General features: G+C 54.2%; 18 protein-coding genes. 9 read left to right on the top strand and 9 right to left on the bottom strand.

Features of this window, described 5'->3' with window-relative positions:
* The first annotated feature begins 1 nt into the window (after position 1).
* From ABF979_RS10990 to ABF979_RS10960, 7 genes are all read left to right on the top strand, one after another.
* Positions 2–1,297, top strand: coding sequence for an exo-beta-N-acetylmuramidase NamZ domain-containing protein (locus ABF979_RS10990; protein ID WP_415559789.1), 1,296 nt, complete (start codon positions 2–4; stop codon positions 1,295–1,297).
* A 343-nt stretch (positions 1,298–1,640) separates the two neighbouring features.
* On the top strand, positions 1,641–2,354 hold the full coding sequence (locus ABF979_RS10985) for a response regulator (protein WP_415559787.1): 714 nt from the start codon (positions 1,641–1,643) through the stop codon (positions 2,352–2,354).
* Positions 2,351–3,730, top strand: coding sequence for an ATP-binding protein (locus ABF979_RS10980; protein WP_415559786.1), 1,380 nt, complete (start codon positions 2,351–2,353; stop codon positions 3,728–3,730). The genes ABF979_RS10985 and ABF979_RS10980 overlap by 4 nt, the downstream gene beginning before the upstream one ends.
* Positions 3,731–3,877: 147 nt before the next feature.
* Complete coding sequence (locus ABF979_RS10975) at positions 3,878–4,633, top strand: DUF3313 family protein (protein ID WP_415559785.1); 756 nt, start codon at positions 3,878–3,880, stop codon at positions 4,631–4,633.
* A 914-nt stretch (positions 4,634–5,547) separates the two neighbouring features.
* Positions 5,548–6,531, top strand: a complete 984-nt coding sequence (locus ABF979_RS10970) for a DUF1852 domain-containing protein (protein WP_415559783.1) — start codon at positions 5,548–5,550, stop codon at positions 6,529–6,531.
* Between the two features lie 27 nt (positions 6,532–6,558).
* The gene (locus ABF979_RS10965; RefSeq protein WP_415559781.1) at positions 6,559–7,587 is read left to right on the top strand and encodes a methionine synthase; all 1,029 of its coding nucleotides are present in this window, start codon (positions 6,559–6,561) and stop codon (positions 7,585–7,587) included.
* 267 nt (positions 7,588–7,854) lie between these two features.
* Positions 7,855–8,751 (top strand): LysR family transcriptional regulator, encoded by an 897-nt coding sequence (locus ABF979_RS10960; RefSeq protein ID WP_415559779.1) that lies wholly within the window; start codon positions 7,855–7,857, stop codon positions 8,749–8,751.
* A gap of 185 nt (positions 8,752–8,936) precedes the next feature.
* On the opposite strand, the gene pdeM is transcribed toward ABF979_RS10960, so the two are convergent.
* A complete protein-coding gene (gene pdeM, locus ABF979_RS10955) occupies positions 8,937–9,602 on the bottom strand; it encodes a ligase-associated DNA damage response endonuclease PdeM (protein ID WP_415559777.1) in 666 nt (221 codons plus the stop codon).
* A complete protein-coding gene (locus ABF979_RS10950) occupies positions 9,599–12,016 on the bottom strand; it encodes a ligase-associated DNA damage response DEXH box helicase (RefSeq protein WP_415559774.1) in 2,418 nt (805 codons plus the stop codon). Before ABF979_RS10950 ends, pdeM begins: the two co-directional genes overlap by 4 nt.
* A gap of 70 nt (positions 12,017–12,086) precedes the next feature.
* Between ABF979_RS10950 and ABF979_RS10945 the strand changes: the two genes are divergently transcribed.
* The gene (locus ABF979_RS10945) at positions 12,087–13,109 is read left to right on the top strand and encodes a ligase-associated DNA damage response exonuclease (protein WP_415559773.1); all 1,023 of its coding nucleotides are present in this window, start codon (positions 12,087–12,089) and stop codon (positions 13,107–13,109) included.
* Positions 13,106–14,701, top strand: coding sequence for a cisplatin damage response ATP-dependent DNA ligase (locus tag ABF979_RS10940; protein ID WP_415559771.1), 1,596 nt, complete (start codon positions 13,106–13,108; stop codon positions 14,699–14,701). The genes ABF979_RS10945 and ABF979_RS10940 overlap by 4 nt, the downstream gene beginning before the upstream one ends.
* 357 nt (positions 14,702–15,058) lie before the next feature.
* Here the strand turns inward: ABF979_RS10940 and ABF979_RS10935 are convergent, their stop codons facing one another.
* The 7 genes from ABF979_RS10935 to ABF979_RS10905 form a co-directional block, all read right to left on the bottom strand.
* The gene (locus ABF979_RS10935) at positions 15,059–15,787 is read right to left on the bottom strand and encodes an SDR family oxidoreductase (protein WP_415559769.1); all 729 of its coding nucleotides are present in this window, start codon (positions 15,785–15,787) and stop codon (positions 15,059–15,061) included.
* A 23-nt stretch (positions 15,788–15,810) separates the two neighbouring features.
* Positions 15,811–16,776: an ABC transporter permease gene (locus ABF979_RS10930; RefSeq protein WP_415559767.1), complete on the bottom strand. Its 966-nt coding sequence runs from the start codon at positions 16,774–16,776 to the stop codon at positions 15,811–15,813.
* A complete protein-coding gene (locus ABF979_RS10925) occupies positions 16,760–18,307 on the bottom strand; it encodes a sugar ABC transporter ATP-binding protein (protein ID WP_415559765.1) in 1,548 nt (515 codons plus the stop codon). Before ABF979_RS10925 ends, ABF979_RS10930 begins: the two co-directional genes overlap by 17 nt.
* Positions 18,308–18,342: 35 nt before the next feature.
* On the bottom strand, positions 18,343–19,263 hold the full coding sequence (locus ABF979_RS10920; protein WP_415559763.1) for a substrate-binding domain-containing protein: 921 nt from the start codon (positions 19,261–19,263) through the stop codon (positions 18,343–18,345).
* Positions 19,264–19,362: 99 nt separating this feature from the next.
* The gene (locus ABF979_RS10915; protein ID WP_415559762.1) at positions 19,363–20,133 is read right to left on the bottom strand and encodes an SDR family NAD(P)-dependent oxidoreductase; all 771 of its coding nucleotides are present in this window, start codon (positions 20,131–20,133) and stop codon (positions 19,363–19,365) included.
* Between the two features lie 20 nt (positions 20,134–20,153).
* Positions 20,154–21,167 (bottom strand): AraC family transcriptional regulator, encoded by a 1,014-nt coding sequence (locus ABF979_RS10910; RefSeq protein ID WP_415559760.1) that lies wholly within the window; start codon positions 21,165–21,167, stop codon positions 20,154–20,156.
* Between the two features lie 15 nt (positions 21,168–21,182).
* Positions 21,183–22,220: an NAD(P)-dependent alcohol dehydrogenase gene (locus ABF979_RS10905; RefSeq protein ID WP_415559758.1), complete on the bottom strand. Its 1,038-nt coding sequence runs from the start codon at positions 22,218–22,220 to the stop codon at positions 21,183–21,185.
* Positions 22,221–22,388 lie beyond the last annotated feature (168 nt).

Raw genomic sequence — 22,388 nt, 5'->3', positions numbered from 1 at the left:
CATGCATGAGCTTTCTGGGGCGCCAGCCCGAAGAACGTCCCTCGGCCGCCGCTCCTTTATGGGCCTTTGCGCAGGAACAGCTGCATTATCTTGGGCAAACGCTTCTGGGATGCCACGCGAGCGTCTGTCCCCTGTCGCGATCCGAACCGGCTATGACCGTCTCGAAGCTGATGGCTATCAGGCTCTTAAAGGGAGAAAAGTCGGTCTAATCGCCAACCCCACAAGCGTGGACCGCCACCTGCGCCATATCGCAGACAGGCTGCATGCCGCACCGGGAGTAAACCTGAAAGCCATCTTCGGGCCTGAACACGGGTTTCGCGGCTCAGCGCAGGCTGGCCATTCAGAAGCCAAAAGCATTGATCCCCGCACGGGCATCCCCGTTTACGACATGTACACGCTCTCCGGCCCGAAGCTGGATGCGCTCCTGAAATCTGCGGATATCGATCTTCTCGTCTTCGACATTCAGGATATTGGCGCCCGGTTCTACACCTATATCTGGTCCATGTTCGACGCACTTGCAGCCTGTGCACGCTGCGGCGTCGCGTTTATGGTTCTGGACAGACCCAATCCCATTACAGGCCTACCCGCCAGCGGCCCTACCCTCGACCCCGTATTTTCATCATTCGTGGGCAGGGTCCCCCTTCTTCTGCGGCATGGCATGACTATTGGCGAACTGGCACGCCTCTTCAACAGCCAGTATGTCCCACAACAGGCAGGCCACGCCGTCGAATTGCATGTCATTCCCATGACTGGCTGGCGTCGGGACTGCTATCAGGACGAAACCGATCTGGTCTGGGTGCCGCCGAGCCCTAACATGCCCAACGTGACGACAGCCCTCGCCTATCCGGGAACATGTCTCTTCGAGGGGACAACCTTTTCGGTTGGTCGCGGTACGGCATCCCCGTTTCTCACGATTGGCGCCCCTAACCTCCAGGCAACCCGATGGGTCGAGAGCCTGAACAACGCAAACCTGCCAGGCTGTCTGTTCAGGGAAGACTGGTTCACGCCCGGATCGGACACTGCAAAGGGGCAGTTATGCCACGGGCTTCAGATTGCCATCACGGACCGGAAGGCTTTTGACCCGCTGCTGACCAGCGTTGCGATGCTCCAGACAGTCATAAAGATATCGGATAGCCCAATATGGAGGAAATCCGGGTCGATTTTCGACATTCTGGCTGGGAGTAGCATACTCCGCAGACAGCTGTCACAGGGCATGTCAGCACCTGATATTGTGGCAACCTGGAAAGCAGATGAAGCAACGTTCAATATGCAACGCCACCCGTTCCTGATGTACTGACACAACAACAGGTTTGACTATTGCTCGACAACTCTAGCGCCCCGTTGCACCAGGCCCAATGGCTATTTGACCTAGAATAGCGGGGCCGCATGCGTAGATGTTTGTGATGTGCACGATACAGTCTGTCGGGGATTTTCTTTGATTGAGAATATGCGTTCCGAAGAGCACGATGCTACTGCCCCTCCTCTTCCAGCAACAAAAAAAGAACTCTGAGTGCAGCATCTCTTGTGCAGTGTGATATGCAAAATTTCTAACCTGTTCATATGTGTCCAGGTTGAAACATCGTGTCCCGCCCAGACATCATCCCGCAGACCTTTCGTGTTAAAGGTAAGAGATGACACCCATGCCTCATCTCCTCATTGTTGATGATGATCAGGACATCCTGACGCTCCTGACCAGTTTCCTGCAGAGACACAACTATTGCGTTTCCGTCGCTGAAGACGGCGAGGCGATGTTTGAAATTTTGCGAACGCAGACCATTGATCTCGTCATTCTAGACATCATGCTGCGCAAGGAAGACGGTTTCAGCCTCTGTCAGCGCCTCCGGACGTCTTCGAAAATTCCGGTCATCATGCTGTCTGCCATGGCCGACCATACTGACCGGGTGGTCGGACTGGAAATCGGTGCTGACGATTACTTGACGAAACCCTTCGACCAGAGGGAACTTCTGGCCCGCGTCAAGGCCGTCCTGAGACGCACAACAGAATTCGCCCCCACGACAGCCAGCATTCCGACACGCCCCATCCTCAAATTTGGGAGCTGGAAGCTTGACGTGGCCCGCCGCGAACTTCGTTCTGCCAGTGGCTCGCTCGTTCTGCTGTCCAGCGGCGAATTCGATTTACTTCTGTCCTTCGTTGAGCATCCCCAACGTGTTCTGACCCGCGACCAGTTGATGGACATGGCACGCGGCCCCGACCATGCGGCTTTCGACCGAAGCATCGATGTGCAAGTCAGCCGCCTTCGCCACAAACTGGAGGAAGACCCTAAAAACCCTACCCTCATCCGAACTGTAAGAAACGGCGGTTATATCTTCTCAACGACAGTAACACGCACATGAAGCGCCTTACCTTTATGGAAGATACCATCGCAAGGCGTCTTATCATTACAGTTACACTGGCCGCAGTCGTCACACTTGCGCTTCTGGAACTGTTTTTTGTCTTTGGGGGCACGTGGGCCAAACCGGACATTCAGGAAACAGGCGTTGTAAGTCAGGTGGGGTCAGTCATTCGCATCGTCAGCTCAGCGCCTGCAGCAGACCGTGAAGGACTGGCACAGGCAGCCAGCACCGATGACGTTCATTTCGCTTGGTATGCAGCCCACACTCCACTGGCACAGACGCTAGAGAATGGTCAGTACCGTAGCGACGAAATTTCCCAGAGCTGGCGGTTCCTTAAGCCCTATCTCCGACACCGTCCAAACCGCTTGATCGTCTTTCGGGAAAACAACCCCGTCTCCCAGGCAACTGGCCTCCCTTATGACAAATCGCGCTTCCACGACGCCTATTTTGCTGGCATTCGCCTCGACGATGGCAGCTGGCTCCTGTGCGTTGCCCTTACCCGATTTTGGGGGCTGTACGCCTTTCAACGTTTCACCCTTCAACTCCTGTTCCTTGCAGTGTGGGTTGTCACGGTCTCCATGATTGCTTCACGCCAGCTATCACGACCTATCGAACACCTTTCAGGTGGGGTGCGCAGTCTTGGTCTTCAGCCACGCTCCGCGCGCCTGGATGAAGATGGCCCCCGTGAAATCCGGCTGGTCGCAGAAACGATCAATGGCATGCAGGCTCAGATCCAGCAGTTCATTGAATACCGCACCACAATGCTGGCAGCCATTTCGCACGACCTTCGCACGCCCCTGACCCGCATCCGCCTCCGCGGCGAATTCATTGATTGCCCCGAACAGCAGAAACATCTCTTCCGGGATGTGGACGAAATGCAAACCATGATCGATGGTGCCTTATCCTTCTTTCGTAACGATGCCTCCCGCGAAGAAAGCATCATGTTCGACTTGCCCGGCCTCCTGCAGACCATTGCAAACGACTACTGTGACCAAGGCTTCAGTGTAGAATATTACGGCCCAGCCAAGGCGGGTTACGTTGGCCAGCTCTATGCCATGAAGCGCGTATTCTCCAATCTCGTCGAAAACGCCATCAAATACGCAACGCCTCCCACCCTCACCCTGGAGACACAGCAGGACGGCAGCTACATGATTTATATCCGTGATAATGGTCCGGGTATTCCTGAAGCCTCACTTTCCGAAGTTTTTGAGCCCTACTTTCGCCTCGATAAGTCTCGTAACCGTCAGACAGGCGGCGTCGGTCTGGGGCTGACGTCGGCACAAACGATCGTCCGCTCCAATGGAGGTGAAATCACAATGGCCAACCGTTCTGAGGGTGGCCTGGAAGTCCTGATTTACCTGCCGAAAATCTGCTAATAATGACCATATTTCACAACTGCAACATTTGAGACACACGCTGGAAAAAGATGAGCTTTAAGGATGGCTTTACCACGCAGCGCCTTATACCAATCAAAGGCGCTGCATCTTCCGGACCCACCCTCTTTTCGGAAACGAGCCACCAGCATGACGTCTCATTCATCGCGCGCGCAATCGTACAAACCATCACGCTTTCCTCCAGTGCCTTCGGTACTGATTTCCTGTGCCTTCATATTCTCCCTGACAGGATGCGCAGGCCAAAAAAACACACAGACGGGTTTCATTCCTCGGGATACGTATGGACAGATGGTTCATCAAAAAAACCATACGGATGATCTGGTTTATGTCTCCCCCACGATAGATGCTTCGAAGTATCATTTCCTTGTCATCGAACCTGTTACCTGGCATCCGGTAGCAAAGGCTCCAAAACTTAAACCTGCGGTCGAAGCACGCATGACCAAGGCTTTCCACGACGCACTTGTCAAAGCCTTTGCGCATGATTTTCAAGTCCTCACACCCGAACAATGTGACCCGACTTGCCCCAACACAATCCGGGTCCGCGCGGCTATTACCAATATCCGCCGCAGTAAGTGGTATTATAATGCCCTTCCTATCGTTGCCGGATTTGCAGCCGGCGCAGCGGGAGGTGGCATGCCGCCGATCCCTCCCCCATTTCCGGGGGGCGCCAGTGAAGAACTCGTCGCCACGGACGCAACCACAGGGGAAACCCTGATTGCCATCTCGACTTATAACAATGGAATGCCATGGAACATGATGGGACAGTGGCTTCCATATGCACATGCAAAGAGAGCCTTCCGTCTGGCGTCCGAACTCATGGATGAAGAGTTTCACAGGATCAAGAAGAACGAGAGCACGCGGTTCGCCTATCGGAACCCTTCGTAACTCACATGAAAGCAGGAGAAGCGGATAATGAGCCCGTTAAGAATGAAAATCCGTAAAAACTGGCCTCTTCTTGGTTTGGTCGTAAACCGCTCTCTTCTGAATATTCTCGAGTTTTATATACCTCTCACAATTCATCTTGTCGTCACTCGCACTCACCGTAAAACATAGTCACTTCATTGATGGAGACTATTTTCATTCTTTATTAACAATGAAAGAACCGTGGATTGATGCCCTTGCGACCTGTTTTCAGGTACAACTGACAGTAATTGACGGTTTTTTCTGGATGTTTAGTACCTACAAAATACATTGCACTTTGGTGCCTCTATAGTACCGATCAGAAATGGCACGCAGCAATTTGCAGCCTGTCGCGCCTCTCTGGAAACAAAGCAGAGACGATCCATCTAGTCGTCCTTTAACCTAATATCGACCGCTCATCCTCAATCTCTTCACAGACGCCTGAATCAGACTTCTACCCTGACATCAATTGCGCCTATACGCCGTATTTTATTATCGGAACTATGTTTCAGTAATTCCGCACGCAACTCAGAAGCCTAAGCCATTAGTATTCCTGTTACAGGGAATTTGAATTGCCTGCTCCAAAGCTTCCAGCATCAGACATTCATGCATCGTTCGCTTCTCGAAGCGATTGTCTTCATCCCGTCCAACTAAAAACTACAGATTAGTGTCAGATGCTGGCGGGTATTCTAAGCTTTTTTCTCCTACAGTTAGGATATGAACGATTTTCATGAATCAATGAAATAAAATCATTTTTGTTCACACAACATCTCGGGCATACCGTTCACCAGCACCACTCACAATGCACGGCATGAAGCTTTCTGCCCCGGCAATGTAAATTCGAATAAATCCTCAAGTGAAAATATGAGGAATTTTCAACTCGCAAGGTCGAACCGCATATGTCCATAGAGTTTACTTTCAATCTGAAAAAAACGCGGTTTGACGAGGACTATTGTCCCTCAAACGATACGCGTTTAACCACCAATTTTGCCAACCTCGCCAGAGGAAACCATCGTCAACAGAACTTGCAGAATGTCCTGCAAATGATTGATAACCGTTTTAATGCGTTAGCCCATTGGGACAACTCAAAGGCAGATCGCTACTCCGTCGAAATTGATATCATCTCTGTCGAAACGACTATGAGTTGTAATGGTGAACATCAGTCATTTCCCTTAATTGAAATCCTGAACACTTCTATTATTGATATTATCAACAACGAACGCATTCCGGGCATCGTCGGGAATAATTTTTCCTCCTATGTCCGCGACTATGATTTCAGCGTCCTCCTTCGAAATTATAATCAGAACCGTTCAGAATTTGGCATTCCCGAGCGCTTTGGTGATCTTCATGGTAAGATGTTCAGATCTTTTCTCGGCTCTGACGAATACAAGAATAACTTCCGAAAAATGCCGGTCATTTGCCTGAGCATTTCAAGTAACAGAACGTACCATAGGACTGAGAATTATCACCCTGTCCTTGGCTTTGAGTATGAACAGAGAGAGTATTCTCTTACTGATCAATACTTTGAAAAAATGGGTATGAAAGTTAGATATTTCATGCCTCCCCATAGCTCAGCACCTCTAGCATTTTATTTTTTTGGAGATCTTCTGGCAGATTACTCCAATTTGGAACTCATCAGCACAATTAGTACGATGGAATGTTTTCAGAAAGTCTATCGACCAGAAATCTATAATGCGAATTCCCCGGCAGCCGGATGCTACCAGCCCAGCCTGACCCATCAGGACTATTCGACAACTCAGATTTTCTATGACCGAGAAGAACGGAACAAGCTGGCGATTGAACAGGGAAAGTTCACCGAGGAAAATTTTATCATTCCCCACCGGACGGCTCTTGAGCAGTGGTCTGCTCATTTTTCAGTTTGAACCCTAAACCGTACAAGGCCTTTGACCATGACAAGATTACTCCCGACTTCAACCGTGGGCAGCCTGCCTAAACCGTCTTGGCTTGCAAAACCTGAGACCCTTTGGTCCCCATGGAAATTGCAGGGCGAGGAATTGATTGAGGGCAAACAGGATGCTTTACGTCTGACACTCGACGATCAGGATCGTGCCGGAATTGATATCGTGAGCGACGGTGAACAAACGCGGCAGCACTTCGTCACGACATTCATTGAACACCTGCGCGGCGTTGACTTCAAAAACCGCCAAACCGTCAAGATCCGTAACCGGTATGATGCGAGCGTGCCGTCCGTTATTGGCAATGTGACACGCGAGAAACCAGTCTTTGTCGAGGATGCAAAGTTTTTAAGAACACTGACAAAAAAGCCGATCAAGTGGACACTCCCAGGCCCCATGACCATGGTCGATACGCTCCATGATAGCCACTACAAAAGCCGTGAAAAGTTGGCCTGGGAATTCGCCAAGATCCTCAATCAGGAGGCGAAGGAACTGGAAGCTTCTGGCGTTGATATTATCCAGTTCGATGAACCAGCCTTCAACGTTTTCTTCGATGAAGTTAACGACTGGGGGGTTGCGGTCCTAGAAAGAGCAGTTGAGGGGCTCTCTTGTGAAACCGCAGTTCATATTTGCTACGGGTATGGCATCAAAGCCAATATCGACTGGAAAAACAGTCTCGGTGCCGAGTGGAGACAATATGAGGAAATTTTTCCTAAGCTGCAGAGTTCCAGTATCGATATGATCTCTTTGGAATGCCAGAATTCCCGTGTTCCGATGGATCTCATTGAACTTATTCGTGGTAAAAAAGTAATGGTTGGAGCCATTGATGTAGCTACCAACACGGTTGAGACGCCAGAAGATGTGGCTGATACGCTCCGAAAAGCCCTCCAGTTTGTGGATGTAGACAAACTTTACCCTTCTACCAACTGTGGTATGGCGCCTTTGTCCCGTCGTGTCGCACGGGAAAAGCTGAGCGCTCTTGCCGCAGGGGCCAACATTCTGCGAAGAGAACTTTCGGCATAACAAGCGCAGTCTTCAGCACCTGATTGTCAAAAATAACGGATAGCTGGGTGGAGACTGTTACTGTCTCCACTCAGTCATAATTCCAGAACGGCCCAACAATTTGACCACCGCGTTCCAGAGCCCCAGCGCTCCTGAATTGTCGAAGGCAGATACAGAAACAAAAAGACCTCAAGAGGGACAGGCAACTGTCTGGAGAGAGGTTTTTAACGATAAGAAAAAATGATATAATTTAGTGCTTTCATAAAAGACACGCATGGACTGGAAAGTATGGCTATCCTGGAACGCAACCATCTGATGATCATTCAGGCAGTCGCACAGGAAGGGTCGCTAACAGCAGCGGGTATCCGATTAAACCTGACCCAGCCTGCTCTCAGTCATGCCGTTCGTAAGATCGAGATACAACTCGGTGTAAAGATATGGCGACGCGAGGGACGCTCTCTGGTCCTGACGCAGGCAGGGCAATGGCTACTCGCTCTGGCAAATCGTTTGCTACCCCAGTTTTCACTCGCCGAAGAGAGGCTGGAACAATTCGCCAATGGTGAACGTGGCATCCTGAGGATCGGGATGGAGTGCCATCCCTGCTACCAATGGCTCCTTAACGTTGTCTCACCCTATCTCGAACGATGGCCAAAAGTAGATGTCGACGTTCGGCAGAAATTTCAGTTTGGTGGCATCGGAGCCTTGCTAAGCAACGAAATTGATATTCTCGTCACACCCGACCCACTTTACAAACCGGGCCTTAACTTCACACCGGTGTTCGATTACGAACTTGTTCTTGTCGTAGGGACTGGTCACAGACTGTGCGGCGAAACATCCATCACGCCTGAGCAACTTGCCGGGGAAACGCTCATTACCTATCCCGTACCTTCTGAACGTTTGGATATTTATACGCAGTTTCTTCAGCCAGCCGGCATCGCACCGCGTCAGCAGAAGCAGATTGAAACGACAGATATCATGCTGGTTATGGTGGCGCATGGGCGCGGTGTCACAGCCCTACCTCGCTGGTTGGTAGAAGAACATGCCTCACGCTACGGTCTGCATGCGATAAGGCTTGGCCAGCAGGGGATTGCAAAGCAGATCTTTCTCGGACGTCGCGAAACAGATGACGACATTCAATATCTCACCGATTTCATAGACTTTGCTGCCCGACCTGAAGAGTTCTGAAGATCCTTTCTTTTGGGCAGCTTTCTGTGCTCCTCTATCACGTCGTGATGGGATAGAGGAGCATCAAACAGCCGGACTTTCTCAATATTGAAAAGCATCCGTTTCCTCGAAGAAATTTCCACGAATTCTACCAATTACGACGGTCTCGATTGCGCGCCTCTCCACCGTGGGCTTAGAGCTGCCCACTAGACAACCCGATTAATTTGATCAGCTCCCCAGACATAAGCCGCATATCCGTGGAGAAACAGTCCTGCGAACACCTGATGGGAGATGTCCAATCCGCCGGTATATGATCCCAGTGCTGGCAGAATAAGGCGTTCTTCTCCCGTGAGGAAGCAGGCGCGGCTCATAACATGCCCCCTGATCCGTATTCTGATCTTCGGATGAAGATGGCCTGCCAGTTCCGCACTGCCAGAAGGAATTGTCGCAGATGGTATATGCCTGAGCATCAGATTGCCGACCCGGTATTCTTCAACCCACTCGCCCCCAATACCCGAAATCGGGAGCTCATCGTGATTACCCGTGATCCACAAAGTCACTGCTTTTGTGGTTATGGTATCCAGCAATGTTCGTTCTGCATCAAGAAGGCGCTCTCCCGCCTGACAGTCATGAAAGCTGTCTCCGAGCGCGACCAGAACCCGGGGGGAATGAGCCTCGACAAGCTGAAGCACGTTCTCGAGCGTCGACATCGTATCTCCTGGCGGAAGCAGTACCCCACGTGCCCGAGCAGACGTCCCCTTACCCAGATGCAAGTCAGCCACCACGAGCATCTGCGTTTCAGGCAGGAAAACAGCCCCTCCGGGCAGGAGCCATATCCGCTCACCTGCCAGCGTTACCTCACGAAAACTCACGCTTTCTCTGCCAGTGCATAAAGCTTGTCAGCCTCGGCCAGAAGATACTCTTCGCCCTCTCCTCCCCGGATTTTTTCACGTCCCTGCTCAAGAAGAACAGGAACCGCAAGCGGCGAAACATGGGAAAGACTAACATGCTCGATATGCCCTTGAATGCGATCCAGCATACCGGAAAGACGCCCCAGATCAGTCAGACCTTGCTCCGCCTGAAGCCGGGTTGCACGCAGGAGAATATGGTCAGGGTCGTATTTTCGAAGCACGTCATAAAGGAGGTCGCTGCTGACTGTCATTTGACGTCGATTTTTCTCGCGCCCCGGATAATTGCGTTCTATCAGCCCGGCGATGATGGCCACATCCCGGAAGGTCCGGCGGAGCATGGCGCTCTCTGCCAGCCAGTCTGATAGATTGCCTCCAAGCAGATCTCGGGTGAACAGGTCCGTCATAGAGCCCGTTGGGTGAACGCACCAGCAGGCAACCATATAATCGTTAGCCACGAAGCCCAGAGGGCCTTTTCCAGTCTCCTCCAGCTTTTTTGTCAGGAGAAGCCCCAGAGTTTGATGCGCATTCCGCCCTTCAAAGGGATACGCCACAATATAGTGCCATCCTTTGTGTGGAAAAGTCTCAACAAGAAAATTGTCCGGTCCAGGCATATGTGAGCGCTTTGCCTGAAGGGTAAGCCAGTCCTGCACAGCCTTCGGAAGCACGGTCCATGAGGATGGCGTATGCAGCATTTCACGGACGTGTCTGGCCAGACCGGGTGAAATGGAAAGCTGGTTGCCCCCGTAAACCGGTACGCGCGGATCCTTGCCTCGACCCCGCGCCGCCTGAACGGTCGTATCTTGCAGCCCCAGAAACTCCAGCAGTTCTCCGCCCAGCAGGAATGTATCGCCCGGAACGAGCGTTGAGGCGAAATACTCATCAATCTCCCCAAAAGCTTTTCCGCGTCGGGATTTGACGCGAAGCATCGGAGTATCGACGATGGTGCCAATATTCATCCGGAACTGCCGGATGATCTGCTCATTGCGAACCCAGAGTTGCCCCAGTGAGTCCCGGAAAAGACGCTGATGGCGTTCATAGGCCTGTAAAGCATAGCCACCGTCTTCGACAAATCGAACGATCTCATCGAAATCCGTGCGTGCAATCTGGCTGTAAGGCGCAGTCTGGCGCACTTCTTCATACAGAGCATCGGGAAAGAACGGTCCAGCACACGCTGTAACCAGCACATGCTGAGCCAGAACGTCCAGTGCCCCGGCGCGCGGCGGATCACCTTCGAGTTCATGCCGCAGAACAGCGTCTTTGGCAGTTTCACATTCCAGCACTTCAAATCGGTTGGCTGGAGCAAGAAGCGCACGCGATGGTTCGTCCATCCGGTGATTAGCCCGGCCGATCCTCTGTGTCAGGCGGGAGATCTGCTTCGGTGCCCCCACCTGAATGATCTGATCCACTGCGCCCCAATCCAGCCCCAGATCCAGCGACGACGTAGCCACCACCGCCCTCAGATCGCCTCGAGCCATGGCCTCTTCAACCTTAGCCCGACGCACCGCATCAAGACTGCCATGATGAAGCCCAATAGGCAGATTGTCTCCGTTGTCTTTCCACAGAGCCTGGAACAGTAGTTCTGCCTGCGCCCTACTGTTGACGAACACGATGGTGAGGCGAGCACGGGCAATTTCAGTCAGGATTGCAGTAGCGCTTCCCAACCCCGTACGACCGGCCCACGGAAGATAACCCCGCTCGTCAGGCAAAAGCACGTGAACGTCCGGCCGCACCCCGTCTTCCGCTTTGACAAGACGAACGCCAGCAGCTTTCCCCGTTGGCGAAACCCAGGCCGCCATGGCAGAAGGGTGTGCTACGGTTGCGGATAAGCCATTGATCCGAAGCGATGACGAAAACGTTCGCAGGCGGCTGGCACAGAGGGCAAGTTGGTCTCCCCGCTTGGTGCCAGCAAGCGCATGAACTTCGTCGATAATCAGAACTCTGAGCGTGGAGAAATACGCTCCCGCGTCCGGGTATGACAGCAACAGCGCTAGGCTTTCCGGTGTTGTCAGGAGGATATGCGGTGGGTTCTTCTGTTGCCGTTTCCGGCGTGCTCCGGACGTATCTCCACTGCGGACCTCAACACGAACCGGAAGATCCATGTCCATAATGGGTCGGGACAGGCTTTCTGCGATATTGGTCGAGAGGGCCTTCAGGGGACTGACATAGAGCGTATGCAGTCCTGAATATGAACCGTCTGCCAATTCGATGAGGCTGGGCAGAAAGCCCGACAGTGTCTTTCCTCCGCCGGTTGGCGCGATAAGAAGCGCAGACACTCCATCTTCCGCTGCCTGAAGCATAGCGAGCTGATGAGATCGGGGAGACCAGCCCTGTTGGGAAAACCAGGTCTGAAAAGGTTCGGGAAGATGTTTGCTCATTAGCTGAAGGAACGCACACGCGTTTCGCGGGTTCTTTCCCTGTTCTTGCACGACTGGCGGAGAAGACTGGGTGGACTGGCTTGAATTGAAACCGGAAGGGCTCTTCTGTGTACCCGGCGCGTTCTATATTGACCCCCTCCAACCAGTGGCCCACGCCGTCATTACGCATGGTCATTCTGATCATGCCCGACCTGGCCACGAGCTTGTCACCGGGACGCCCGAAACTCTGGCGATCATGCGCCTGAGAATGGGTGAAGGCCGCGCCGGTCAAACCCAGCAGGCGCTCGGTTATGGAGAAGTCATTTCCATTGGGGACGTGCAGCTCTGGCTGGCGCCTGCCGGGCACGTTCTGGGAAGTGCACAGGTTGTCATGGAGTATCGTGGACGGCGCGCCGTGGTCAGTGGCGATTACAAACGTGCCTTAGATCCCACATGCGCTCCGTTTGAGGTTGTGCCCTGTGATCTTTTCGTAACGGAAGCCACCTTTGGCTTGCCCGTTTTCCGGTTGCCCGATCCCGACCATGAAATTGCCAAACTGCTGCATGACGTACGCCTGTTTCCAGAGCGCACGCATGTCGTTGGCTGCTATGCCCTTGGCAAATGTCAGCGTCTGATCGCTCTGCTTCGGGAGGGTGGCTACCATGACCCTCTCTGGCTCCATGGTGCCCTTCTCCCAATGTGCAGTCTCTATGAAAGTTTCGGTATTCCGCTCGGTGAACTGCGTTCCGCTACGGCTGCAAAGAAGGGTGAGATGCGCGGGGGCATTGTCCTCGCGCCTCCATCGGCCATTGCAGACCGTTGGGCACGTCGGCTTCCAGACCCTGTTGTCTGTCTGGCATCAGGCTGGATGCATGTTCGCCAGCGAGCGAAAGCACGCGGGGTCGAACTCCCTGTCATTATCAGCGACCACGCCGACTGGGATGCTCTGCTGGAAACGTGCCAGGCAACCGGGGCAAAGGAAATCTGGGTCACGCATGGGCGCGAGGATGCTCTGATTTATGCGTTGGGCAAGATGCAGATCCGCGGCCGCGCGCTGCGGCTTCTGGGCTACGAGGAAGAGGACGAGCAGGCGGAACAGGGCGCTTTGACATGATCGAATTTGCGACCCTGCTGGAACGCCTGGCCTTTACCCCGTCGCGGAATATGAAGCTTGCACTTCTCAAAGAATATTTCTCTATGGCACCCGATCCTGACCGGGGATATGCGCTGGCTGCGATGGCAGGAAGCCTGTCCTTTGCCGCAGCCAAACCTGCCATGCTTCGGGCTCTGGCCATGGAGCGGATCGACCCGGAACTCTTTGCCTGGTCCTATGATTACGTTGGAGACCTTGCGGAAACAGTCGCACTGATCTGGCGGCCGGAAACCGGTGATCGTGACACGTCAGGGGCACCCGGTCTGGCAGAAGTTGTTCACACGCTGGAACGTCTTCCAAAGGCAGATGTCCCGGATGTTGTAAGGGGATGGCTGGACGTATGCGATGCCTCCTCCCGGTACGCTCTCCTCAAGCTCATTACTGGCTCGCTACGCGTCGGCGCGTCAGCCCGGCTGGCGAAAACGGCTCTTGCAGAGTTAGCGTCTGTGGCTCCGGATGACATTGAGGAAGTTTGGCACGGACTTGAAGCGCCTTATGGGCCCCTCTTCGCATGGGTAGAAGGAAAAGGGCCGAAACCCGATGCAAAGGATGCTCCGGTTTTCCGGCCGCCTATGCTGGCCCAGCCCTTGGAAAACGTTGACCTGACAGCATTCGATCCGGCGGAATGGCGAGCAGAATGGAAATGGGACGGTATCCGGGTTCAGCTTGTTTCCACACCTCAAGGGGAGCGTGTCTACACCCGTACGGCAGAAGATATTGGAAAGGCCTTTCCGGACGTGCTGGCCACGATGCAGGATCTGGGCAGCAGGGTGGTCCTGGATGGTGAGCTTCTGGTCGTCCAGGAGGGTGTTGTCGCCCCGTTTGCGGATCTCCAACAGCGATTGCACCGAAAATCGCCTACGGCTTCCATGCTTAGAGACATGCCAGCCGGTATCCGACTGTACGATATCCTGTTTGAAGACGGAGACGACCTGCGCTCCCTACCCTTCGATACCAGACGACAGCGATTGGAAAGCTGGTTCGCACGCCTGAATCCGCCCAGAATGGTTTTGTCTGATCTCATTGCGTTCCAGAACTTTGAAGACCTAGCCAAGCTTCGCGAGAATGCGCGGAGCGAAGGCATTGAAGGGCTAATGCTGAAAAAGGCTGACAGTCCGTATGTTCCGGGTCGACCACGGGGGCCGTGGTGGAAATGGAAACGTGAGCCACTCACCGTCGATGCCGTTGTCATGTATGCACAACGCGGGCACGGCAAACGCAGCAGCTTCTATTCCGACTACACGTTCGGCTTATGGCGCACCGTGGACGGAGAACGTGAACTTGTTCCGATTGGTAAAGCTTACTCAGGCTTTACGGACGAAGAACTGAAATTTCTGGACAAGTGGATCCGCGATCACACCACCAAGCGTTTTGGTCCAGTCCGGGAAGTGGCGCATGGTCTTGTTCTGGAAATTGCCTTTGATGCTGCTCAGTATTCCAAGCGCCACAAAAGCGGCGTAGCCCTTCGTTTTCCGCGCGTTTCGCGCATTCGCCGCGACAAACCTGTAGAGGATGCGGACACGCTCGATGAGTTCATTAGAGCTTTTCTATAGAGGAAGTGCCTCATTCTTCTCGACACACGGCACTCCCCCTCTCGCGGACAGCCACAGCTCTAGGGAAAGAACAAACGCGGAAAAATTTTAATTAATCCCGCGCTGATGTTCTGATGGGGCGTCAGTCGCACCTCTTCGCACGCTCGTAGCAGGCAAAGGATATGATCGCGACAGGATGCTGGAGAACCTGCTCTTTCAAGGCGATCCTCCCGTCATCCCACCACATTCAAATCAAACAGAGGATATTCTCTGCAATTTCCGTTTTCACAGAGGGCGCAACCGTATCGAGCCGATGTTCAATAAGCCCAAGCAGGTTAGGCCTCGCCCTCCTATGAAAAAACCAGAAAAACCTTTGTATCAGGCATCAAAGTTATGCGGCAGAACGACCAGATCCCGCACCATCACGCCCTTTGAACGTGTCAGGATGAAGATCAGGGCGTCGGCCACTTCCTTGGCTTCCATCAGGGCACCAGCCTTGATATTGGCTTCAAGCCGTGCCTGATCCCAGTCTTTCAGCAACGGCGTGACCACAGGCCCGGGCTGGATTGCGCCCACCCGGATACCGTACTTCGCGACCTGCCGGCGCACTGTATGCACAAAGGCCTGCACAGCATGTTTCGATGCTGTGTAGATTGGCTCGGCCATGATGGGGATCATGCCCGCAATCGAGCTGGTCATGACGATATCGCCACTTTCCTGTTTCATCATCTGCGGCAGTACGGCGCGGACCGAGCGGAAGGCTGCATTGATGTTCAGATGCAGCATCGCATCCCAGCTATCAGGATCGCCTTCCCAGACATTGCCGCCAACATACGCTCCGGCATTAGCATGGAAGATATCGATGCGGCCCTGTTCCTGAACGATCTGCGCAACGGCAGCATCTACGGTTTTATAGTCGAAGAGATCGACAATGATCGCATGAGCCTGGCTACCGAGTTCTACCGTCTTATCTTCGAGCGTTTTGGCATCACGGTCCAGAAGATAGACCACGGCCCCTGCTTCGATGAGATAGCGGGCACATTCGAGACCGATACCCGAAGCCGCGCCCGTGATGGCGGCGATCTTGCCCTGAAGAGACTGTGTCATATGCACTATCCTATGATGCTGTCTCAGTGTGCGGACGCTGTGCCGCGCTGACGACTGATGAAAATTGCGAGAAGGATGATCGCACCCTTGATGACGTTCTGAACGTAAGGGGAGACCTCAAGCAGGTTCAGCCCGTTGTTCAGGACACCCAGCAGCATGGCACCGATCAGGGTACCGATGATGGAACCACGGCCGCCGGAAATTGAGGTGCCACCCAGCACCACGGCTGCGATGGCATCGAGTTCGAAGCCGACACCCGCATTCGGCTGACCGCTCATGAGGCGCGAGGACAGGACAACCCCCGCCAGAGCGGCCGTAAATCCGCCAATCAGGTAAACGGTGATCTTGTATTTACGGGAATCGATGCCGGAGAGGCGGACGGCCTCTTCATTGCCACCGATGGCGTAAATGTACCGGCCAATCGGCATGCGCTGGAGCAGCAGATAGGCCAGAGCATAGACCACCAGCATGATGAGAATGGGGGTCTGGATTCCCAGAACCTTTCCGCGACCGATAAATGCGAACCAGTCCGGAAGGCCCGAGATGGGATAGCCGTTCGTGTAGATCAGCCCCAGTCCACGGGCGATACTCATGGACGCCAGCGTCACAATGATCGGCGGCATCCCGAGACGGGCGATGCACAACCCGTTTCCGGCACCGAAGAGCGCCCCGACACCCAGTCCAGCCAGAATGGCCAGCCCGGCGTTGAGGCCGGAAACCAGCAGGCCCGCTGTAATGGTTCCAGCGAGCGCCATGACCGCGCCTACGGAGAGATCAATGCCGCCCGTGAGAATGGCAAAGGTCATGCCCACGGAGATGATGGCGTTAATCGAGACCTGTCTGGCGACGTTTTCCAGGTTGCCGAAGGACAGGAAGCGACTGTTAAGCGCGATCATGCAGATCACGACCACGAACAGTCCGACTGCCGGGAGAAAAGCCGTTGAGCGCGCGAATTTCGACGCCCTGTAACGCTCAAGCAGAGAGTGCATCGACTGCGGACTTTTTAACGCTTGCTGTTGCATGACGCATTACCTCTTCCGAACTGATGGCATCCCCCTCCAGAACCGCCGTGATGACGCCATGGCTGAACACGGCCACGCGGTCACACATTCCGACGACCTCCGGAAGCTCGGATGAGATCATGATGATGGCGTATCCCTCTGCCGTGAGGTTCCGCATGAGTGTGTAGATTTCCGCCTTAGCCCCGACGTCAATGCCGCGGGTAGGCTCATCGAAGATCAGGATCTTGCTTCGGCGGTTCAGCCAGCGCGCAATCACAACCTTCTGCTGATTTCCGCCACTAAGGCTCACCACGGTTGTCTCGTCCGAAGGGGCTTTGATACGGACGGCGGACATCAACTCCTGTGTCTTCCGCTTCTCCCGCGCGGTGTCGATCGTGCCGATCGGGCGGGTATATTGCGGCAGGTTGTTAATGGAGATGTTGTCCCGGATACTGAAGCCAAGGATCAATCCCTCGGTTTTTCGGCTTTCGGGCAGAATTCCGATACCGTGACGCAGAGCCTGTGCCGGATTCCCCATAGACACGTCCCTGCCCTCAATCCGCACCGTTTTTCCTGGACATGGCAGTGCGCCGATCAACGCCAGAGCCGTTTCCGTTCGGCCAGAGCCAACCAGCCCAGCGAAACCGAGGATTTCACCTTTCCGCAGGTAGAAACTGTTGGGCTGCCCGTTGCTGGCAAAGCGAATATTTTCGGCTTCCAGAATGCGCTCGGCAGTCTGGAGCGCGGGTTTGGGCGGAAACGTATTCTCAATTTTCCGGCCGACCATCCGCTCAACCAGATGATCCATTGTGCACTCGGCCGTTTTCAGGACGCCTACATGAGCACCATCACGCAGCACCGTAATCCGGTCACAAATTTCAAAAATCTCTTCGAGGTGATGCGACACGAAGAAAATTCCAATGCCCTGGTCCCGGAGCTGCCGCATGACGTTGAAAAGCAGTTCGGCTTCCGTCGGGGTCAGGGTCGCGGTTGGTTCGTCAAGGATCAGAACCTGCACATCCAGTGACAAAGCCTTCGCGATTTCCACGAACTGTTGTTCCGCGACGCTGAGACGCGCGACAGGAACGTCAAACCGTGTTTTCACCCCGAGCCGCTCGAAAATTCCCTGCGCAATGCGCGTCATTTCGCTTTTGCGGGAAAAGCCGAGAGCGTTCCGCATCTCGCGCCCGAGGAAAATATTATCCACGGCGTCGAGCTCAGGAATCAGGCTGAATTCCTGAAAAACAATCCCGATCCCCGCGCTGATGGCATCCTTGTAGCTGGAGAAGTGGCATTCTTTCCCGTTGAGAAAGATCTGCCCTTCATCCTGAGACTGAATGCCACCCATGATCTTGATGATCGTGGACTTTCCAGCACCGTTCTCCCCCAGAAGAGCATGGATTTCTCCACGCTCCAGGCTAAGGCTGACATTCCGCAACGCCCGGACTCCCGGAAAGCTTTTGGAGATTCCCTTAAGCGCCAGAAGCGGTTCTGGGGATGTCCGACTAGGCTCTGTCATGATGTTCCCTCCGGAATCCGGGGCGTTCTTGGAATTTACCAGCTGAACGTCTTGGCTTTCGTCGCGTCGATCAGCTCGACATCGACTGGCAGAACTTTCGGGACTTCTGCGCCCCATTTCTTGGCGAGGGCGAGCGCCAGTGCCAGACGGATTTCCTGCCGGGGGAACTGCGCTGCCGTGGCGATGAAATGGGAGCCCGGCTTGCTGATGGCCTTCACAGCTTCCGGATTGCCATCAACGCTGACCAGCTTCACGTCAGAGCCATTGGACTCAATGGCTGAAAGAACACCGAGCGATCCATTATCATTGACGCTGAAAATCCCCTTCAGATCCGGGTTGGCCTGGAGCATGTTCTCGGCCACCGTCAGAGCCTGATCGCGCTCCTGCTTGCCGTTCTGAACGCTGACAATCTTGATGTCGGAATGCTTGGCAATGGCGTCCTTGCAGCCTTTGACACGCTCAAGAATGGGAACGACCGGGATACCGTCGATAATCCCGATATTGCCGCTCTTGATCGTCGTGGCGAGGTACTTGCACGCCTTGAAACCGGCATCGTAATTCTTGGACCCTACGAACGCATCCAGCGGGCCGCCAGCCTGGGCATCTACCGAGACGATCGGGATGTTCTTGTCATGAACGGTCTTCACGACCGACGTGACGCCTACAGTATCGGTCGGGTTGATGATGATGATCTGAGCACCCTGCTGGATCATGTCCTCAATGTCACTCACCTGCTTGGAGACATCATGATGCGCATCACTGATGATGACATTGGCGCCGATCGTGGCAGCGGCCTCCTGCAATGCGTCCTTCATGGTGACGAAGTACGGATTGTTCATTTCCTGAAAGGAAACGCCAATTTTCAGCGGTGTTCCGGCTGCGGCAGCCGGGTGTGACAGGGCCGTCCCGCCAAGAGCGAGAGACAGAAGGGCCAGCGGAAGCATCTTGGTCTTCATGTTACACCTGTTGATCTGCATGCACTGTGCAGGCCATTTCCTGCACATGGCCTTGTCAAAACCGTAAAATTACCTGTCTCTATTTGAGGGGGCGGCGGCCTAGAGGGCCGTGTATCCGCCGTCGACAAATATTTCCTGCCCGTTGACCATGTTCGATGCATCGGAAGCGAGATACAGAACTGTATCCGCGACATCTTCCGGTGTTGCGACACGACCTGCAGGGATTTTTTCCAGCAGCTTTTCCAGCTTGTTCCCAACGCTCCAGACGCGTTCGCCCATGGGCGTCCAGACGACTGTGGGGCAGATAGCATTGGCCTGAATGTTGTGAGCCGCCCACTCCGCCGTCATGACCTTGGTAAGACCGTTCAAGCCGGCTTTGGAGGCAACATAAGCACCATGGTCAATCAGCGCGACAGAGCTGGCCTGGGAACTGATGTTGACGATTTTACCTCGCTTACGTTCGATCATGCCCGGCGCGAAAGCACGGGCGAGAAGCCATGGAGCGCGCAGGTTAATGGCCTGCACGGTGTCCCACTCCTCAACGGTCTGCTCCACCAGAGGGCGAGGAAAACTCACGCCAGCATTATTGACGACAATATCGACGCCCCCCCACGCAGCCTTCACTGTCTGGGCGACAGCGTCTGGAGCCGTGGAATTATTGAGATCAGCAACAACCGTGAGGCATTGACGGCCATGGCTTTCCACAATCCGGCATGTTTCGGCCATATCGGCTTCAGAACGCGCGACAGCGACGATATCGGCCCCGGCAGCACTCAGAACGTCGCAAATCGTGACCCCAAGTCCACGGGATGCACCCGTTACAAGAGCTTTACGACCATTGAGGGAAAAGCGTTGTGGAAGTGTTGGCATGATCTGTTTTCCCTTATCGGTCAGTTCAGGAACTCTGTGGCGTCTGCTGGCGAAAGGGCCGTCATTTCGCGGGCATGACGGCGATATTCCCGTGGCGTGCAGCCACGCAGGCGCAGAAAGATGCGGTTAAAATTGGAGAGATTGTTGAAGCCGGAAGCCGCACCGATTTCCGTAATCGAAAGGGGAGAACTCGCCAGCAGATGACATGCGTGACACACCCGCAGCCGATGCAGGAACGACATGAACGTGTCGCCCGTCGCCGCCCGGAACTGACGGGAAAATGTTGAGGCGCAAAGCCCCAGATCCTGCGCCAGATGGTCATGCCGAATTTCGGACGGGTCCATAGCCATCAGGGACGTGATGACACCACTCATCCGCTGCATTTCCGGGCTGTTCAGAGCCGGGTTTTCACCTTTGAGAGACAATGTCCGGAAAGGCGCAGAAGTCAGATCTGCCAGAAGCCCCAGACACGCTGCCAGCTTCGCAGCGCCCTGCACAGTACCAATGGCGAGCAGCTTTTCACCCATCTGAAGTGCTTCTGGACCAGTAAATTCGATCCCAAGGGTGGAAGCCTGCAAAAGATTGCGCAACCCTGCCAGTTCAGGGCATAGCGTCGTCAGAGTTTCAATCCATTGAGCGCTAAACTGAAGCACCACATCACGCCCGGTTAGTACTTCTCCGGGCTTGAGCGGGCTGAACCAGCCATGTGGAAGATCCGGCCCAACAAGTACCAGTTGCCGCGGACCAAAACTGCCGATGTGATCCCCGATAATGGCTCGCCCCTCCCCCGCCGTGATGAGATGTAGTTCATATTCGGGGTGATGATTCCAACGTGCGACAGGTGCTGGATAATCGTGCTGATGCCATCGGAAACTTGTGTTCGGTTCTGCATGAATGGCCTCATAAACAGAACGCGTCGCATTGCCACTGACGGGCGCCTTGGCCTGAAGCGAGCGGAGCGTACCGAGGGCCGAGGCCCTGTTAGCAATGGGAGAGAATGCACCCTGCGTCTGAGATTTCTGCGTTACGGACATGAAAATACTGTCCTTTCAGAGAACGATCTGGAGCTTCACGTCATCCGGTCGTGCTTCCGCAGCACGCTCGAAAGCTGAAATACCCTGATCGAAAGAGAAGGTTTCCGAGACGAGAGGTTTGAGGTCGATCTTGCCCGCACGGATAAGGCGGATGGCTCGCTCATAGACATTTGCGTAGCGGAAGACAGTTTCCATCCGGATTTCCTTGGCCTGCGCAGCCACAATATCAAATGGAACTTTCTGAACAGGCATCCCGACGAACACGATTGTGCCGCCTGGCCGGACGCAGGCCAGAGCGTCATCATAAGCGCCAGCAAAGCCGCTGGCTTCGAAGACAACATCTACACCCCAGTCCGCACCGCAGGCTGTATCGATGACGTCGCGCACCTTCGTCTCCCGCACATTGACAGGCGTGACACCGTCATACTGCCCAGCAATGGCAAGTTTGGTGGGAGCAAGATCCGTGATGAAAACCTGGCCTGCCCCTGAGGCAAGCGCTGCCAGAGCTGTCATAATTCCGATCGGACCACAGCCCGTGACGAGACACACATCGCCGGGCTTGAGTGCCGCCTTGACGGCCGCATGAACACCGACCGCCAAAGGCTCGACCATGGCGCCTTCTGCGAAACTCACATTGTCTGGCAGCTTAAAGGTGAAGGCAGCCGGATGGACAACGGAAGGGGTCAGACATCCGTGAACAGGTGGAGTTGCCCAAAAACGCACGGCTGGATCAACATTATACTGCCCTAAGAGGCTGGATCGGGATTGCGGGTCAGGAATTCCAGGCTCCATGCACACCCGGTCTCCCACCTTGAAAGACCGGACATTCTGCCCCACTTCCGTAACCGTACCCGAGGCTTCATGACCCAGAACCATGGGTTGCCGGACCACGAAAGGACCAATGGCACCGTGCGTGTAGTAGTGCACATCGCTACCACAGATTCCAACGGTATGGATGGCAATTCGAACATCATCGGGGCCGATCCCCGTTGGCAGAGCAATTTCCCGCAGGGAAAGTTCGCCCTTTTTCTCAAGCACCAGAGCTTGTGCCATATCCAACCGTCTCCTGTCACACGTTCTAACATCAGATGTGATCAAGAGAACTGATTATATGTTATATATCACAGCGTATAGAGTGTTTTTTCCTAAAAAATGATACTTTTTTGAGTGATACGATTTCAGATATCCAATTTTTTATCGGTAGACCTGAATCCAACATAT

The sequence above is a fragment of the Gluconobacter sp. genome (assembly GCF_047723935.1).
In the GTDB taxonomy this organism is placed as follows: domain Bacteria; phylum Pseudomonadota; class Alphaproteobacteria; order Acetobacterales; family Acetobacteraceae; genus Gluconobacter.
This window is presented reverse-complemented; position numbering and strand designations above follow the sequence as displayed.

What these genes read in the sequence shown, in the direction of transcription:
- ABF979_RS10990 (WP_415559789.1), top strand. Translation starts at nt 2, where the DNA reads ATGCATGAGCTTTCTGGGGCGCCAGCCCGAAGAACGTCCCTCGGCCGC.
- ABF979_RS10985 (WP_415559787.1), top strand. Translation starts at nt 1,641, where the DNA reads ATGCCTCATCTCCTCATTGTTGATGATGATCAGGACATCCTGACGCTC.
- ABF979_RS10980 (WP_415559786.1), top strand. Translation starts at nt 2,351, where the DNA reads ATGAAGCGCCTTACCTTTATGGAAGATACCATCGCAAGGCGTCTTATC.
- ABF979_RS10975 (WP_415559785.1), top strand. Translation starts at nt 3,878, where the DNA reads ATGACGTCTCATTCATCGCGCGCGCAATCGTACAAACCATCACGCTTT.
- ABF979_RS10970 (WP_415559783.1), top strand. Translation starts at nt 5,548, where the DNA reads ATGTCCATAGAGTTTACTTTCAATCTGAAAAAAACGCGGTTTGACGAG.
- ABF979_RS10965 (WP_415559781.1), top strand. Translation starts at nt 6,559, where the DNA reads ATGACAAGATTACTCCCGACTTCAACCGTGGGCAGCCTGCCTAAACCG.
- ABF979_RS10960 (WP_415559779.1), top strand. Translation starts at nt 7,855, where the DNA reads ATGGCTATCCTGGAACGCAACCATCTGATGATCATTCAGGCAGTCGCA.
- ABF979_RS10950 (WP_415559774.1), bottom strand. Translation starts at nt 12,016, where the DNA reads ATGAGCAAACATCTTCCCGAACCTTTTCAGACCTGGTTTTCCCAACAG.
- ABF979_RS10940 (WP_415559771.1), top strand. Translation starts at nt 13,106, where the DNA reads ATGATCGAATTTGCGACCCTGCTGGAACGCCTGGCCTTTACCCCGTCG.
- ABF979_RS10935 (WP_415559769.1), bottom strand. Translation starts at nt 15,787, where the DNA reads ATGACACAGTCTCTTCAGGGCAAGATCGCCGCCATCACGGGCGCGGCT.
- ABF979_RS10930 (WP_415559767.1), bottom strand. Translation starts at nt 16,776, where the DNA reads ATGCACTCTCTGCTTGAGCGTTACAGGGCGTCGAAATTCGCGCGCTCA.
- ABF979_RS10925 (WP_415559765.1), bottom strand. Translation starts at nt 18,307, where the DNA reads ATGACAGAGCCTAGTCGGACATCCCCAGAACCGCTTCTGGCGCTTAAG.
- ABF979_RS10920 (WP_415559763.1), bottom strand. Translation starts at nt 19,263, where the DNA reads ATGAAGACCAAGATGCTTCCGCTGGCCCTTCTGTCTCTCGCTCTTGGC.
- ABF979_RS10915 (WP_415559762.1), bottom strand. Translation starts at nt 20,133, where the DNA reads ATGCCAACACTTCCACAACGCTTTTCCCTCAATGGTCGTAAAGCTCTT.
- ABF979_RS10910 (WP_415559760.1), bottom strand. Translation starts at nt 21,167, where the DNA reads ATGTCCGTAACGCAGAAATCTCAGACGCAGGGTGCATTCTCTCCCATT.
- ABF979_RS10905 (WP_415559758.1), bottom strand. Translation starts at nt 22,220, where the DNA reads ATGGCACAAGCTCTGGTGCTTGAGAAAAAGGGCGAACTTTCCCTGCGG.